This window comes from Paenarthrobacter sp. 10N417 (assembly GCF_056394745.1).
In genome coordinates, this window is sequence record NZ_JBFTIL010000007.1 from 161,701 (window position 1) to 175,864 (window position 14,164).

At 61.3% G+C, this 14,164-nt stretch carries 16 protein-coding genes and 1 pseudogene; 9 read left to right on the forward strand and 8 right to left on the reverse strand.

Annotation, left to right across the window (positions count from 1 at the left end; genetic code table 11):
* The first annotated feature begins 63 nt into the window (after nucleotides 1–63).
* Nucleotides 64–675 carry a hypothetical protein gene (locus AC1DCM_RS10760; RefSeq protein WP_442017629.1) on the forward strand — a complete coding sequence of 204 codons (612 nt, stop codon included), beginning with the start codon at nucleotides 64–66 and terminating at the stop codon, nucleotides 673–675.
* A 4-nt stretch (nucleotides 676–679) separates the two neighbouring features.
* Here AC1DCM_RS10760 and AC1DCM_RS10765 read toward each other — a convergent pair whose 3' ends face one another.
* Nucleotides 680–1,522 (reverse strand): transglycosylase SLT domain-containing protein, encoded by an 843-nt coding sequence (locus AC1DCM_RS10765; RefSeq protein WP_477518225.1) that lies wholly within the window; start codon nucleotides 1,520–1,522, stop codon nucleotides 680–682.
* A gap of 13 nt (nucleotides 1,523–1,535) precedes the next feature.
* Nucleotides 1,536–2,549 (reverse strand): 2,3,4,5-tetrahydropyridine-2,6-dicarboxylate N-succinyltransferase, encoded by a 1,014-nt coding sequence (dapD, locus tag AC1DCM_RS10770; RefSeq protein WP_431115824.1) that lies wholly within the window; start codon nucleotides 2,547–2,549, stop codon nucleotides 1,536–1,538.
* A 104-nt stretch (nucleotides 2,550–2,653) separates the two neighbouring features.
* On the opposite strand from dapD, the gene dapE reads away from it, so the two are divergent.
* Complete coding sequence (gene dapE / locus AC1DCM_RS10775; RefSeq protein ID WP_477518226.1) at nucleotides 2,654–3,784, forward strand: succinyl-diaminopimelate desuccinylase; 1,131 nt, start codon at nucleotides 2,654–2,656, stop codon at nucleotides 3,782–3,784.
* Between the two features lie 58 nt (nucleotides 3,785–3,842).
* Here the strand turns inward: dapE and AC1DCM_RS10780 are convergent.
* From AC1DCM_RS10780 to AC1DCM_RS10795, 4 genes and pseudogenes are all read right to left on the reverse strand, one after another.
* Nucleotides 3,843–4,478: pseudogene (locus AC1DCM_RS10780) on the reverse strand (amino acid ABC transporter permease); the annotation flags it as partial.
* Entirely contained in the window at nucleotides 4,475–5,125 is a 651-nt protein-coding gene (locus AC1DCM_RS10785; RefSeq protein WP_442003692.1) for an amino acid ABC transporter permease, read from the reverse strand. The gene AC1DCM_RS10785 and the pseudogene AC1DCM_RS10780, both read right to left, overlap by 4 nt.
* A 96-nt stretch (nucleotides 5,126–5,221) precedes the next feature.
* Complete coding sequence (locus AC1DCM_RS10790; protein ID WP_477518227.1) at nucleotides 5,222–6,103, reverse strand: glutamate ABC transporter substrate-binding protein; 882 nt, start codon at nucleotides 6,101–6,103, stop codon at nucleotides 5,222–5,224.
* 76 nt (nucleotides 6,104–6,179) lie between these two features.
* Nucleotides 6,180–6,935, reverse strand: a complete 756-nt coding sequence (locus tag AC1DCM_RS10795; RefSeq protein WP_216924118.1) for an amino acid ABC transporter ATP-binding protein — start codon at nucleotides 6,933–6,935, stop codon at nucleotides 6,180–6,182.
* Between the two features lie 163 nt (nucleotides 6,936–7,098).
* Here AC1DCM_RS10795 and AC1DCM_RS10800 point away from each other — a divergent pair, with 163 nt between their 5' ends.
* From AC1DCM_RS10800 to AC1DCM_RS10815, 4 genes are all read left to right on the forward strand, one after another.
* Nucleotides 7,099–7,938: an LOG family protein gene (locus tag AC1DCM_RS10800; protein ID WP_431115818.1), complete on the forward strand. Its 840-nt coding sequence runs from the start codon at nucleotides 7,099–7,101 to the stop codon at nucleotides 7,936–7,938.
* A gap of 18 nt (nucleotides 7,939–7,956) precedes the next feature.
* On the forward strand, nucleotides 7,957–8,298 hold the full coding sequence (locus AC1DCM_RS10805; RefSeq protein WP_477518228.1) for a DivIVA domain-containing protein: 342 nt from the start codon (nucleotides 7,957–7,959) through the stop codon (nucleotides 8,296–8,298).
* A gap of 80 nt (nucleotides 8,299–8,378) precedes the next feature.
* Nucleotides 8,379–9,569, forward strand: a complete 1,191-nt coding sequence (locus AC1DCM_RS10810; protein ID WP_477518360.1) for a hypothetical protein — start codon at nucleotides 8,379–8,381, stop codon at nucleotides 9,567–9,569.
* A gap of 229 nt (nucleotides 9,570–9,798) precedes the next feature.
* Nucleotides 9,799–9,966, forward strand: coding sequence for a DUF3117 domain-containing protein (locus AC1DCM_RS10815; RefSeq protein WP_064721643.1), 168 nt, complete (start codon nucleotides 9,799–9,801; stop codon nucleotides 9,964–9,966).
* A gap of 123 nt (nucleotides 9,967–10,089) precedes the next feature.
* Here AC1DCM_RS10815 and AC1DCM_RS10820 read toward each other — a convergent pair whose 3' ends face one another.
* Nucleotides 10,090–10,722, reverse strand: coding sequence for an O-methyltransferase (locus AC1DCM_RS10820; protein ID WP_223946472.1), 633 nt, complete (start codon nucleotides 10,720–10,722; stop codon nucleotides 10,090–10,092).
* A gap of 236 nt (nucleotides 10,723–10,958) precedes the next feature.
* On the opposite strand from AC1DCM_RS10820, the gene sigE reads away from it, so the two are divergent.
* From sigE to AC1DCM_RS10835, 3 genes are read left to right on the forward strand one after another with little or no spacing between them, the layout of a single operon-like run.
* Complete coding sequence (sigE, locus tag AC1DCM_RS10825) at nucleotides 10,959–11,582, forward strand: RNA polymerase sigma factor SigE (protein WP_442017637.1); 624 nt, start codon at nucleotides 10,959–10,961, stop codon at nucleotides 11,580–11,582.
* Nucleotides 11,583–11,589: 7 nt separating this feature from the next.
* The gene (locus tag AC1DCM_RS10830) at nucleotides 11,590–12,561 is read left to right on the forward strand and encodes a hypothetical protein (RefSeq protein WP_477518229.1); all 972 of its coding nucleotides are present in this window, start codon (nucleotides 11,590–11,592) and stop codon (nucleotides 12,559–12,561) included.
* A gap of 31 nt (nucleotides 12,562–12,592) precedes the next feature.
* Complete coding sequence (locus AC1DCM_RS10835) at nucleotides 12,593–12,991, forward strand: twin-arginine translocase TatA/TatE family subunit (RefSeq protein ID WP_442003697.1); 399 nt, start codon at nucleotides 12,593–12,595, stop codon at nucleotides 12,989–12,991.
* Nucleotides 12,992–13,034: 43 nt separating this feature from the next.
* On the opposite strand, the gene AC1DCM_RS10840 is transcribed toward AC1DCM_RS10835, so the two are convergent.
* Nucleotides 13,035–14,162, reverse strand: a complete 1,128-nt coding sequence (locus tag AC1DCM_RS10840; protein WP_477518230.1) for an Mrp/NBP35 family ATP-binding protein — start codon at nucleotides 14,160–14,162, stop codon at nucleotides 13,035–13,037.
* Nucleotides 14,163–14,164 lie beyond the last annotated feature (2 nt).

A 14,164-nucleotide genomic window follows, 5' to 3' on the forward strand; every position in this document is an offset into this window, starting at 1 on the left:
ACCGTAGCAAGCCAACGGGAATAGACTGGGACATGTCGGGAACCTGCCAAGGGAGGAATTCGGATGCATGAGTCAGGCGGCTCTGGATGGCGCATCACCATGGACACGTCCGGGCCGATGCTCATCGCCCTGTACTTGCGCGACGTAGCTGGACTCGACGGTGCCGGAAAACCGTTACTGTCCCACGCTGCTCCCAAGGTCCGCCATGCCGATCATAGCCACCTCACCTCGGATGTGGGTGGGATCCACGCCCTCAAAACCGAGTGGGAGGCCTGGTGGGAGAAGCTCGTGAAGACCTATCCCAACCCGGCACTTGAGCTCGCGCCCCCCAGTTTCAAGGCCTTCGGCAATTCTCCTGCCCTGCAGCGTGTCCTGCAGGCACACTTTGGTTCGGCTTTGGGATGGGCAACGGACAGGATCGATGAATACGCGAAGATCGAGGCAGAGCGCGAAGCGAATGGGGTTACGGGAGTCCTGAACGAGATGGTGGAGGACAGGCTCCTGGAAGTTGGCCGGAGCTCGCGGGACTTTGATCTCACCATTATCGAGTTGCCGCTCAACGAGCCGCGCGCCTGGTACTTGGAGCCCAGCACCATGATCATGAGCCACAGGCTGCTGTCCGAGCCTGAAGTCTTCCGCAGCTATGTCCAGCCCGTGGTGGAGATGCTCGCCTAAGTAGTCAGGTGGTAGGTGCCGAGACGGTGATGGTCACTGACTCAGACGGTGCGGCCGAAGTAATCCAGCCGTCGCGTTTTTCCCGATTCCATGTCTGACCACGAACATCCACTTGCGTGATGGAGAGGGACTTGGCGTTGGCTACCGCCCAATGGGCAACTGCCCAGGCTTGCGTGCCAGTGATATCCAGTTGCACCGAGCGGCCCTGGACTGTGGTCGGCTGGGAGCCGAACGCCGTCGTCAGTTCCTCCACGACGGCGGCAGGGTCACCGGCCGCTTCGGGCATGCGGAGTTCACAGGTCAGCGCGGATTCCGAGTGCCCGGTGAGGGCAGAAGCGAAGGCGCGTCCCATGTTCTCGTGCTGGGCGTATGCCCGGGGGAACGCGGAGCGCTGGACCTGCTGGGCTGCCTGGGTAATTTCCATGGTCTCGTAACCGGGAATTTTGATGAGGCCGTTATAGAAGGCGTTCGTCGCATAGAGAGGGTCCATGACCTGTGCTTCGGTTCCCCAACCTTGGGATGGCCTCTGTTGGAACAAACCCCGCGAATCAGGTCCTGCATCGTCGCCGTAATTGATGTTCCGTAGCTTGGATTCCTGCATCGCGGTGGCGAGGGCGATGCTTGCAGCCCTTGGTGGAAGTCCGCGCTGAACGGAGATGGCCGTGATGAGCGAGGCGTTGGCCGCTTGGTCGGTAGCCAACTCGTAGCTTTCGGACCCCGTGACGGCGAGGCAGCGCTCCGAGACCAGAGTCTCGGAGCGCTGCAGTATGGCAACTATCGCGTAGATAGCACCGGCCACGAGGGCCAGCGCCAGCACCGCAACGATGGCGCGGCGGAACCGGCGCATTGCTTGTCTCCTGCTAATTGGCGTGCAGCGCCTCGTTCAACTCCACGGTCTGGCCCTTGCGGGGCAGGACTTCCACGCCGCCGGTGGTGGAGTTGCGGCGGAACAGCAGGTTGGGGACACCGGAAAGCTCGACGGCCTTGATGATCTTGCTGGTGTCTTCGCCGTTTTCGTCCTTGGGGCCGGGCACCCGAACGCGGGTTCCCGCGGTGACGTACAGGCCGGCTTCCACCACGGAATCATCGCCGATGCTGATGCCGACACCGGAGTTTGCGCCAAGCAGTACCCGCTCGCCCAAAGCGATCTTTTCCTTGCCGCCGCCGGAGAGCGTACCCATGATGGAGGCGCCGCCGCCGACGTCCGTCCCGTCACCGGCCACCACTCCAGCGGAGATGCGGCCTTCCACCATGGACGTGCCGAGGGTTCCAGCGTTGAAGTTCACGAAGCCTTCATGCATCACAGTGGTGCCTTCGGCGAGGTGCGCGCCCAGACGGACGCGGTCGGCGTCGGCGATCCGAACACCCGTGGGAACCACGTAATCGACCATCCGCGGGAACTTGTCCACGCCGTAAACCACCACGTTGCCGCGCTTACGCAGGCGCGCACGCGTCATTTCAAAACCCTCGACGGCGGCTGGGCCGAAGTTGGTCCAGACGACGTTGGGGAGCTTGCCGAAGACGCCATCCAGGTTGATGCTGTTCGGCTTGACCAGGCGGTGCGAAAGGAGGTGCAGACGCAGGTAAGCATCGGCTGTATCTGCCGGGGCGGCGTCGAGGTCGATCTGTGCGAAGACCACCTTCTGCTCCGTGCCGCGATCGGCGTCTTTGCCGTCGTCAGCCAGGGCAGTGAGTGCGGGATCGGCATTGTCAACGTCACGAAGGGTTTCAGCGGCTACACCCAGGGCCGGTGCCGGGTACCAGACATCCAGCACGGTTGCTTCCCCGGAAGGCGAGGTGGCGATGGTGGCGAGGCCGAATCCGTAGGCTGATCGGTGGTTTGCGGGCACAGCAGAGGAAGCAGTTTCAGTCATGGCCCCAGTGTATCGATCGCCCGTGGCGCGGCTGAAACCCGTCTCACCCGCAAGGTCGCATTTGTTGCCCGAAACACAGCTGCCCGGGGAGTTAAGGTGGAGTGGTGACCCTTAACCCTGCCCCCGCCCTACTGGACCTGCGCCAGGACGTTGCCTTGCTGACAGCCGCGCTCATCGATATCAACAGTGTCTCGGGCAACGAGACCCTGCTCGCCGATCTCGTCGAGGCGGCCCTGCGCGCCATCCCCGAATACACCGTGGTGCGCGACGGCGACGCCATCATTGCACGCACTGAACTTGGCCGCGCCGAGCGCGTCATCCTCGCTGGACACCTGGACACTGTTCCGCTGCCCACGGTGGAAGGCTCGCTGGGCACCGTTCCGGCAACGTGGGAATCAGGCATCCCCGGGGAGGGTGTGCTCTATGGCCGGGGGACCACCGACATGAAGGGCGGCGTTGCCGTGCAGCTCGCACTCGCGGCGACCCTGTTCGACGACGGCAGGGAGCCAGACAAGGATGTCACCTTTGTCTTCTATGACCACGAGGAAGTGGAGGCCGTCAAGAGTGGCCTGGGCAGGCTGGTCCGCAACCATGGCGACCTGCTCCTGGGGGACTTCGCTATTCTTCTTGAGCCCACACACGGCACGGTGGAAGGGGGCTGCAACGGAACCAGCCGGTTCGAAGCGACCACCATCGGTGAAGCGGCCCACTCGGCCCGCGCTTGGATGGGCAGCAACGCCATCCATGCGGCGGCACCAATTCTCGCCCGCCTCGCGGCCTACGAGCCGCGGACGATCAACGTGGACGGCCTCGATTACCGGGAGAGCCTCAATGCGGTGAAGATCAATGGCGGCACGGCCGGTAACGTCATCCCTGACCGCTGCGTGGTGGAGATCAACTACCGCTTCGCTCCGGACAAGACCCCGGACCAGGCCGAGGCCCACGTGCGAGAGCTCCTGGAGGGATTCGACGTCGTCCGCACCGACGCTGCTGCCGGCGCCCGGCCCGGACTGAACCACCCCGCAGCTGCGTCTTTCGTGGCCGCAGTCGGCGCGGAACCAAAGCCCAAATACGGGTGGACCGACGTCGCGCGTTTCAGTGAGTTGGGCATCCCGGCCGTGAACTTCGGGCCCGGCGATCCGTTGCTGGCGCACAAGGACAATGAACACGTCGACGCCGATGCCGTCCGTGAGTGCCTTCGTGCACTTCGGACGTGGCTGGTCGCTAAGGTCTAAAAGCGCTCTAAAAGCACATGAAGAGAAGGTCCGCAGCCGAATGAACGGCTGCGGACTAGGCCACGATGTAGCCAAGCGAGGTGTCCTTCAGGAGAACGACCAACTGTGCAATAAGTGAGGGGAGCATGCGGCGGATTGCCTGGGGAAATTCGATGCTCATCCTGGACTGGAAGCTGCGCAGTCCAATGGCCAAACCGGCTTCGCGTTGTCCCTTGGGAAGTGACTGGATACCCGCCCTCAGAATTTCAGCGAAGATCGCTGCGTTGTAGAGGACCAGGCCACTGACGACAGCAGTGAAGGGGGTCGTAGCAAACACCAGGAGCACGAAGAGGATCATGAGCACCACTGGCATGCCGCGGAGGAACTCAAGCACCACCTGTGTGGGAACGCGAATCCACGAGATCAGGGAAATGCGGAGCAGGCACAGCGCCACTCCAAGGGGAAAGGCAATGACGGCTGCGACGCCGGCTGCCTGCAGGGTGGCAAGGACGCCATAGCCGAGCTGCGTCCAAACGTCCTTGGCAGATTCGTTAACAAAGACTTCCCAACGGGAGGCGTTGAATATGCCCTGCGAAGACAGGATGACGATGGCTCCCACCACGCCACCGGCAATGATGATGGACCCGACAACTGAACCAATGAGGGAAACGCGGCGGGCCTTGGGGCCCGGTACGTCATAGAGAACCGAAGTCATCGGGCAATCGCCACCTTTTTCTCGACGAAGTGGGCCAACAAGCCCAGGGGCACGGTGATCAGCAGGTAGAAGAATGCCACACCAATCAAGATCCACATGACCGCGTCACCATGGCTGTTTGACAGCTGCAGACCATAGCCGAAAAGCTCCAGGACAAAGAATGCACCCGCGACGGATGAGTTCTTGACCAAGGCAATCATGATGTTGATCAATGGGGGTATGACGGTCCGGACAGCCTGTGGCAGGACCACCAGGCCCAAAACCTGCGTGAACGTCATGCCGATACTGCGGGCTGCCTCGGCTTGCCCCACCGGGACGCTGTTGACGCCGGATCGAACGGCTTCGGCAACAAATGCTGCCGTGTAGCTGCTCAATGCGATGATGGCGGCGACTTCAAACTGTTCGAACTTGACGCCGAGCCGGGGAAGCACGATTGCGGAGAAAAAGAAAATAATTGTGAGTGGGGTGTTTCTGGCGACTTCAACATAGAACGTGCTGAAGCCCCGTAAGGCAGCCACGGGCGAGACACGCATTGCGGCGAGGAGAGTACCCGCTGTCAGTGCGATGACGCCAGATATGACGGCTAGAAACAGGGTTCGGAGAAATCCGTCCCAATATTGGGGGAGGCTTTCGAAGATGGCGTCCATTGGCTTCCTTCGGCTGCTGCGGAAAGGTAGGGAGTCCTCAAGGTCGGTGGCTGCCGCCCTTCCCCAAGGGGGAGTGCGGCAGCCACCGGCTTCCGACTAGTAGCGGTCGATCTTGGGCAGTTCAGGTGCGGTCTTGATGACCTTTCCTGCTGTTGCTTCCCAAGCCTTCTTGTACGTGCCGTCCTTGGCGAATCCCTCCAACTGGTCATTGATCCAGTTGCGGAAGACCGTGTCATCCTTCTTCAGGCCGATACCGTACGGCTCTTTTGTGAACGTTTGGTCCGATGCGAGCTTGAAGGCGTCCGGTTCCTTGTCAACGTAGCCGGCGAGGATCACGTTGTCAGTGGTGACGGCGACAACCTGCTTGTTGCGCAACGGCTCCAGGCAAGCGGTGTAGTTTGCGGCCGGGACCAGTTCGGCACCGTACTTTTCGACGATGGTCTTAGCCGGGGTGGAACCCGTTACAGAGCAGACCTTCTTGCCCTTGACGTCCTCGGGTTTGGTGATGGAGTTATCGTCCTTGTTCACCAGCAGAGCCTGACCGGCTTCGTAGTACGGGCCCGCGAATGCGACCTTTTGCTTGCGGGCATCGTTGATCGTGTAGGTGGCAATGACGATGTCAACGCGGCCCTGCTCGATGAACGGTTCACGGTTGGCGGAAACAGTTTCCACCCATTCGATCTTGTCAGGTTCAATTCCGAGCTTGGCAGCGATGGCCTTGCCGATTTCGACGTCGAAGCCCACAGGCTTGCCGTCCAGGCCCTTCTGGCCGAACAGCGGCTGGTCAAACTTGGTACCAATGGTGATCTTCTTGGCCTGGTTCAACTTCGCCATCGTGGTGCCGGCGTCGAAGGTCGCCGAGGCAACGGGCGGAGTGGTGGTGCCACTGCCTCCACCGCAGGCGCTCAGCGAGAGGGCCAGTGCAGCCGAAGCGGCCACCAGGAGAGATTTCCTCCGGGTAATAAAAGCCTTCTTCATGACATTCCTTTCATTGGTTGGCCGGCGTACGGCCTGGATGCGGTCCGTGCGGGCCTGGATGCGGGTCAGCAGGGAGCTAGTGGGTCAGAAGCTTGGACAGGAAATCCTTGGCGCGGTTGCTCTGCGGATTGGTGAAGAATTCCTCGGGTGTTGAATCTTCCACGATCTGGCCATCGGCCATGAACACGACGCGGTCGGCTGCCTTGCGGGCAAAACCCATCTCGTGGGTAACCACGATCATGGTCATGCCTTCCTTTGCCAGCTGGATCATGACGTCCAGGACCTCGTTGATCATTTCGGGGTCCAGCGCCGAGGTGGGCTCGTCGAACAGCATCACCTTGGGCTTCATGGCAAGCGCGCGGGCAATGGCCACACGCTGTTGCTGGCCACCGGAGAGCTGCGCGGGGAGCTTGGGAGCCTGGTGGCCGACGCCGACACGTTCCAGGAGGGCCATTGCCTCCCTTTCTGCCGTGCCTTTGGCAACGCCCTTCACCTTGATCGGTCCCAGCGTGACGTTCTCAAGGATCGTCTTGTGGGCGAAYAGGTTGAAGGACTGGAAGACCATTCCGACGTCGGCACGCAGGTGGGCGAGTTCCTTGCCTTCTTCCGGGAGCTTCTTCCCGTCGATCGCGATGTCGCCGTCGTCGATCGTTTCCAAACGGTTGATGGCACGGCACAACGTGGACTTACCGGAGCCGGACGGCCCGATGACCACGACGACTTCACCCTTCCGAACCTGGAGGTTGATGTCTTTGAGGACGTGCAATTGACCGTAGTGTTTGTTGACGCTGTTCAGGGAGACGAGCGCATCGCCGGACACTTGAGTAGTCATAGGACGAATCTAGCGAACAAAGACACAATTATGACCACGGTCACGGCAAGTTCCTCCAGATCGTGACTGAACAGAAACCTGCCCTCCAGCGATATACCAGACTGCAATGCAAGAACCGCGTCGTAGCGTCTTCGCTTGCATTCATCCGCGCTAGCCTTGGGCAATGAGCATTAGCCAGCACCCGATTCCCAGCCCGGACGCGAATGGCCACGTCGCGGGCGTCCACGTGCCCCTGCCTTCGGAGATTGCACCGGCCAAGCACAAGGGCCCTTTGGAACTGCGACGCAAACAGGCAGACAAGGGAATGTCCGATCAGCACTTGCTGGACACGAGCGGTGCCGGGCAGTTCATCCACACCGATCCCTGGCGCGTCCTGAGGATTCAGAGCGAATTCGTTGAGGGCTTTGGGGCATTGGCCGATATTGGTCCGGCAGTCAGTGTTTTCGGTTCAGCCCGTACCAAACCGGGAACCGAGTACTACGAGATGGCAGTGGATGTAGGGCGCAAGCTCGCCGAAGCCGGAGTCGCCGTGATCACCGGTGGCGGCCCCGGCTCCATGGAAGCCGCCAACAAGGGTGCTGTGGAAGGCAACGGCGTATCTGTCGGACTGGGCATTGAGTTGCCGTTCGAGCAGGGCCTGAACCAATGGGTGGACCTGGGCATCAACTTCCGGTACTTCTTTGCCCGCAAGACCATGTTCGTGAAATACGCCCAGGGCTTCGTCGTCTTGCCCGGCGGACTTGGAACCCTGGACGAGCTCTTCGAGGCAATGGTCCTGGTGCAGACACGCAAGGTGACATCGTTCCCGATTGTGCTGTTGGGTGTTCGCTTCTGGGGTCCAATGATTGAGTGGATCCGGGACACTTTGGTTGCTGAAGGAATGGTGTCCGAAAAGGACCTGGACCTGATCCAACTGGTGGATGACCCTGCCGATGCCGTCCACCGGGTGTTGCATGGTGCTCCGCTTCCCGCCACCACCAACGGAAACCAGCGCCCGGAGTAGGCGGCTGTTTCTGGCACGATGGTGGCTGTGAGCTTTTTCCTGGTGTTTGTCGCGATTGTCCTCATTGGTGCCGCATTGTATTTTGGTTCCGGCATCATCCGTGGCGACTCCGTGGGAGCGGGGCTGGATGACTCCCTGCCCAATTTGCCTCCCGTGCTGCTCCCGGAGAAGGCTGCAGCCACGGACATCGACGCCGTGCGCTTTGCACTGGGGTTGCGCGGTTACCGCATGGACCAGGTGGACCAGGTCCTTGATGAGCTGCGCGACCAACTGGTAGCCAAGGACCGCGAGATCGAGAGACTCAGTGCCTTGGTCCAATCAAAGCTTGAGGATGGCGACGCCAAGCGGACCACACTGTGAGCACCCCTGCACCTACCCGTTTTGGCGGGGAGGGACCCACCGCGCGCCTTTCGCGGGGTATCTCCGCCGCGGGAGCCCGGATGGCACGTTGGCCTTGGTGGCTGCAGGTTTCCTTGGTTTTTGTAGTGGCCCGGGTGGTCAGTGCCTGTATCTTCATGGCGGCTGCCGTTCATCAGGGAGTGAATCCATGGTTCCCACCCGCGCCGGACTACTGGAACTTCATCACTATCTGGGATGGACGCTGGTATGCCCAGGTTGCGGACAACGGCTATCCTTCCCTGCTTCCGGTGGATGCCAACGGGGTAGTCAAGGAGAATGCCTGGGCCTTCTATGCCCTGTTCCCGTTCCTGGGGCGGGGACTCAATGCCGTCACGGGCCTCGGGACTCTGCAGTCCCTCACCGCCATAGCAATGATTGCAGGCCTCGGTGCTGCCTTGGTGATCTTCAAACTGTTCAGGGAAGCGGCCAGCCGGCGTACCGCAATGTGGGGCGTCATCTTCGTGTCGACATTCCCGGTGTCGCCAATTCTCCAGGTGCCCTACGCAGAATCGTTGAACCTCCTGCTGCTGTCCGGCTCGCTTCTCCTGGTGGTCCGGCGACGCTACTTGGCAGCCATACCGGTAGTGCTGTTGATGTGTTTGTCCAGGCCCACTGGAGTCCCGTTCGCCGCGATGCTGGGCCTCCTCCTGGTTTGGCGGATCTGGCAGCGCTTGAGGCCATCCGACGTCGATGACCAGCCCCGGGCAATGGCTTCGTCCACGCCAGAACTCCTGTCCCTGGGCACCCTGGCGCTGGCAACCGGACTCGGAGCCCTGGCCTGGCCGGCTATGGCTTGGGCGGTCACGGGGGATCCAAGCGCCTACACGCGTACGGAAACCGCCTGGCGCGGTCATGACCTGGTGCCCTTCAAACCGTGGTTCGATACCGGAAGGATGCTGTTCGGTCCGGCTCTTGGCGTGTTGGCGCCCTTCGTCTTCGTCGGTTTGTTCGTGCTGCTGATGGTTTCAAAGCCTGTCCGGGCACTGGGAACGGAAATGCGGCTTTGGTGCGCCTGCTACATGGGCTATTTGCTGGTGTTCCTGTATCCCCAGACCAGTACTTTCCGGATGCTCCTTCCCCTTTTCCCGCTTGCCCTGGGTGCAGCGCTGCTGTCCAAGTCCAAGGCATACAGAGGAACCGTCGTGGTCATGTTTGTCCTCCTGCAGATCGTCTGGGTGGTGTGGCTTTGGGCCTGGGCGCCATTGCCGGGAGGCGGAGACTATCCGCCATAACCGGACCACCCGCCGTCGGGAAGTGTCTTTGTTCCGTGTCGGGGTAATTAGTCCATTGATTCGCTACGGACGGGTAAGTACGGGATAATGGAATACGAGCAAGGACAAAAGCACCTAAAAGTGCCCGGCCAAGGCGGCCTCCCAAGCGGTGCCGCCGGCTGCAATTGCGAAGCGGATCCAGCCCGGCCGGGTTGGGCGTGACTTGGGACAAATGGAGGGGATTTTCCTAATGGCGGCTATGAAACCACGTACTGGCGACGGCCCTATGGAAGTAACCAAAGAGGGACGCAGCCTGATCATGCGTGTGCCGCTCGAAGGCGGAGGACGGCTTGTAGTCGAGCTCAATGCCGCGGAGGCGGAGAACCTCAAGGAATGCCTTGTAGGCGTTACCGAATAGATTCATAGGCAGGCTGGATTCAAAAGACCAGGGCCCGGCGAGAGCCGGAGCCCTGCTTTTGTTTAAGCAGCAGCGTCTTTCTTGGGTGCTGTTCTTTAAGAATGTCCGCTAAATGGCAATTGCCTATTTTTTGACAGCCACCAGAAGTCCATCGCCCGTGGGAAGCATCGCAGAGGCCAAGCGGTCGTCGTCGCGAATGGATTTGCCAACTTGCCGAAGAACCACGGTGGTGGAGTCGCGGGCTGCTGGATTTGAGACGCGGTCCTTATCCAGGGCGTCGTTGATCACCAAGGTGCCACCCGTCTTGAGCAAGCGGACAGCTTGTTCAACGTAGCGGGGGAAGTTGGGCTTGTCGGCGTCGATGAAGACAAGGTCATAGGCGGAGTCCGTGAGGCGCGGGAGGACGTCGGCGGCCCTGCCGGAGATGGTCCGGGTCCGGTTGGCGGGGCTGCCGGATTCCAGAAAGGCTTCGCGGGCGGCCTTGAGGTGTTCAACGTCGACGTCGATGGTGGTCAGGACGGCTTGTGGACCCAGACCCCTCAACAGGCAAACTCCTGAGACTCCGGCGCCTGAACCAACCTCAACTACTGTCTGTGCCTTTGAAGCCGCGGCAAGGACCGTCAACACCGCGCCAACGCCCGGGCTGATGGGTTTAACCCCCAACTCGAAGGACCTCTCCCGGGCGCGCAACAAGACGTCATCCTCAGCAGGCAGATCTTCTGCATAGGACCAGCTGGTTGACTTGTCGGCACTCATGAAGGGTTCGCTTTCCGCGCGTAGGGGTGTCTGTACCAGCCTACTGTGTCCGGTGCTGCAAACCCTGTGTTCGCAGCCGTCCCGGGATTGTGTCTGCAGCAGGATTTCGCCTTGCGTGGAAATTGTGCCTTAGTCAGGAAATTCCCAGAAAAACTTGGGATGATATTGATCCGGTCATCCACGTGGTGGGCGGCACCGGACAAGTACGGTGAACCACAGTTTGAGGGGAGTGGACGATGCCGGCATCGCATGCTGCGCCAGTCCAGACATCGGAGAGCCTTGAGGCCGTTACAGACTGGGTCATGCCCAGCTGGGAGGATGTGGTCGCCAACCACTCCGCCAAGGTATACCGCCTTGCCTACCGCCTGACCGGAAACAAGTTCGACGCCGAGGACCTCACCCAAGAGGTCTTCGTCAGGGTTTTCCGTTCACTGGAAAACTTCAAGCCAGGAACCCTGGATGGGTGGCTGCACCGTATTACCACCAACCTTTTCCTGGATCAGGCACGTCGTAAGAGCAGAATCCGCTTTGACGCCCTTGCCGAGGACGCCGAGTCGCGCCTGCCGGGCCGTGAGCCAGGCCCGGAGCAGAGCTTCGAGCACAACAATCTGGACCTTGACGTTCAGCGTGCGTTGGAAGAATTGCCACCGGATTTCCGGGCTGCCGTTGTTCTGTGCGATCTTGAAGGATTGTCTTACGACGAAGTGGCGGAGGCGCTGGGCGTGAAGCTGGGCACTGTCAGGTCCCGTATCCACCGCGGCCGCACCATGCTGCGGGAGAAGCTCGCCCACCGTGACCCACGCCCGGCCGAGGCCCGCAAGCCCCGCCTGAAGATGCCTCGCATCGCCAGCATTCTTTAGGTAGTCGATGCCTCGACGCCACATTCGTCCGGGTGCCCTGTCACGTCGCAAACTGGCTGCACGTTACAAACTGGCTGCCCTTCGCCACACCCGGAACCCTGAGCACCTACGGCATTGCCCCGAGTGCCGTGCTGCCCTGAACCGGGAGCGGCAATATCTTGAACGGCTTCGCGGAGCAGCGGTGCCCGAAGCCAGTCAGGACCTTACGACGCGTTTGCTCCAGCACACCCAACGACTCGCGAATGAGCAGGCCCCGCCGGTCGCAAATTCCCGGACCAGGAGTGGTGCTAGCGAGGGTGGTGCGTGGCGCGGCCTTCGGATTGCCGGCCTGGCCGCCGGTACTCTTACGGTAAGTGCAGGTGCACTGGCGGTTGCCGCTTATGTGGTGGCAGGTGATACCGCGCCACAAGCAAGCATCCGTGCAGGCAACGATGCCTCGTCCCTTTCCAGTGCACTCACCGGCGGCCCGGCAGAACTGATGACGAGGCCGGAGTTCGTGGCAACGCCGGACTTCCGAGCCGGCACACCGGTGAACTTGAACTCTGAGCAGTTGGATGCCCTGCGGGACCAGGGATGGGCGTGTCCTGAACTTGGTGGTCTGGGCTTCCACGTGGTCTCAGCCAAGGCCACCATGTACAACGGCCACCCGGCAGTAGAACTCCGGCTGGAAAGCAAGGACCATTACGCCACTGTTGTGGAAGAGCACCTGCAGACTTCAGACATGGCGCTCACTGGACGCTCGCCATCGGCCCAGCTCTCTGTCACCCAGGGGACCCCGTGGGAGGCCGTATACAGGACCTCGACGGCCGTCCTCAGCTATGCATCGGACTTGCCGGCAGATGTAGCCGACGACGCCGTTCCCGAGTTGGTTCGTGCAGGGGACTCCATGATCAGCACGAAAGCTCCGCAAGCCTCCGAGACGTGGTCCGAACGGATGATCCGCGGCCTCCGGACACTGCTCCGTCCCGCTGGTTTATGACCGGCACCACAGACAAGGTAATCTTCGTAGCGTGTTTGGAATCAACGGCCCGGAGTTCATACTCCTTCTGATTATCGGCGTACTCGTCATCGGTCCCAGCCGTTTGCCCGAATACACTCAAAAGCTCGCCAACCTGGTGAAGGAAGTCCGCCGGATGGCCTCGGGCGCGCGTGAGCAGATCAAGGAAGAAGTCGGCATCGACATCGATGAGGTCGACTGGAAGAAGTACGATCCCCGCCAGTACGATCCGCGGCGCATCATCAAGGATGCGTTGCTTGACGATGATTCCAAGCCCGTCAACGCCGGCGCGCCGGCTGCTGCTGCAACAGCTGCGGCGGCAGTGGTGGATACGACGCCCAAGGCTCCGGCCCGGATTATTGAGCGGCTCGCCGAGGGCGAGGCTGCGCCTTTCGATACCGAAGCTACTTAGCCTGCCAAAGCCCTTTCGAAGGCTCTCCCGAAATCCAGGACGGTCAGCGCGGCTGGATTCCCAGTGGCATCCCGGATAATCCCCGTGGACGAGTGGCCAACATCCCGGCAATGCCTTCCAGCGCTTTCGCAGCAGCAGTCTCGCTCGCGGCAAGGACTACAGGTTTTCCGGCATCTCCGCCCTCACGCAACCGGATATCCAAGGGAATCTGGCCGAGAAGGGGTACGTCGTTGCCCACAGCAGCACTCAACCGCTCAGCCAGGACGGCACCGCCGCCACTTCCGAACAATTCCATGCGACCGCCGTCGGGCATTTCCAAGAAGGACATGTTCTCGATGACGCCGGCAACCTTTTGGCCGGTTTGGGTGGCAATGGTTCCGGCGCGTTCGGCGACATCCGCGGCGGCTGCCTGCGGGGTGGTTACCACGAGGATTTCGGCGTTTGGGAGCAGCTGGGCCACGGAAATTGCGATGTCCCCTGTTCCGGGAGGCAGGTCAAGGAAAAGGGCATCGAGGTCACCGAAGTAGACGTCCGTGAGGAACTGCTCCAAGGCCCGGTGCAGCATGGGACCACGCCAGGCCACGGGCTGGTTACCCGCGACGAACATGCCAATTGATATGACCTTCACCCCGTACGCCACAGGAGGCAGGATCATGTCGTCCACCTGCGTCGGTTTTTGTGTGATGCCCATGAGCCCCGGGACGGAGAAGCCGTGTACGTCGGCGTCCACAATGCCCACCCGCAGGCCCTGGGCGGCCAAGGCACAGGCAAGGTTGACGGTGACCGAAGACTTGCCCACGCCGCCTTTTCCACTCGCTACCGCGTAGACCTTCGTCAAGGACCCGGGCTTGGCGAAAGGGATGCCCCGCTGACCACCGGGACCGCGCAGTTGTTCCTTCAGGGCCTCGCGCTGGGCGGGAGTCATGACCTTCAGCTCCACGTCAACACCGGTGACGCCTGCGATGCCTGATAACGCAGTGGTGGCATCTGCCGTAATGGTGTCGCGGAGTGGGCAGCCGGCGATCGTGAGCAGCACTGCTACGTGGACGGTGCCGTCGTCGTTGGCCGCCACCGACTCCACCATGCCAAGTTCGGTGATTGGACGCCGCAACTCAGGGTCAATGACGGTTGCCAGGGCAGCGTTAAGTGCCTCGGCGGATGGGGTGCTCATGG

Bases quoted from the DNA above. Each gene is read 5' to 3' on its own strand.
- AC1DCM_RS10760 (WP_442017629.1), top strand. From the start codon at position 64: ATGCATGAGTCAGGCGGCTCTGGATGGCGCATCACCATGGACACGTCC.
- AC1DCM_RS10765 (WP_477518225.1), bottom strand. From the start codon at position 1,522: ATGCGCCGGTTCCGCCGCGCCATCGTTGCGGTGCTGGCGCTGGCCCTC.
- dapD (WP_431115824.1), bottom strand. From the start codon at position 2,549: ATGACTGAAACTGCTTCCTCTGCTGTGCCCGCAAACCACCGATCAGCC.
- AC1DCM_RS10785 (WP_442003692.1), bottom strand. From the start codon at position 5,125: ATGGACGCCATCTTCGAAAGCCTCCCCCAATATTGGGACGGATTTCTC.
- AC1DCM_RS10790 (WP_477518227.1), bottom strand. From the start codon at position 6,103: ATGAAGAAGGCTTTTATTACCCGGAGGAAATCTCTCCTGGTGGCCGCT.
- AC1DCM_RS10800 (WP_431115818.1), top strand. From the start codon at position 7,099: ATGAGCATTAGCCAGCACCCGATTCCCAGCCCGGACGCGAATGGCCAC.
- AC1DCM_RS10805 (WP_477518228.1), top strand. From the start codon at position 7,957: ATGGTGGCTGTGAGCTTTTTCCTGGTGTTTGTCGCGATTGTCCTCATT.
- AC1DCM_RS10810 (WP_477518360.1), top strand. From the start codon at position 8,379: ATGGCACGTTGGCCTTGGTGGCTGCAGGTTTCCTTGGTTTTTGTAGTG.
- AC1DCM_RS10815 (WP_064721643.1), top strand. From the start codon at position 9,799: ATGGCGGCTATGAAACCACGTACTGGCGACGGCCCTATGGAAGTAACC.
- AC1DCM_RS10820 (WP_223946472.1), bottom strand. From the start codon at position 10,722: ATGAGTGCCGACAAGTCAACCAGCTGGTCCTATGCAGAAGATCTGCCT.
- sigE (WP_442017637.1), top strand. From the start codon at position 10,959: ATGCCGGCATCGCATGCTGCGCCAGTCCAGACATCGGAGAGCCTTGAG.
- AC1DCM_RS10830 (WP_477518229.1), top strand. From the start codon at position 11,590: ATGCCTCGACGCCACATTCGTCCGGGTGCCCTGTCACGTCGCAAACTG.
- AC1DCM_RS10840 (WP_477518230.1), bottom strand. From the start codon at position 14,162: ATGAGCACCCCATCCGCCGAGGCACTTAACGCTGCCCTGGCAACCGTC.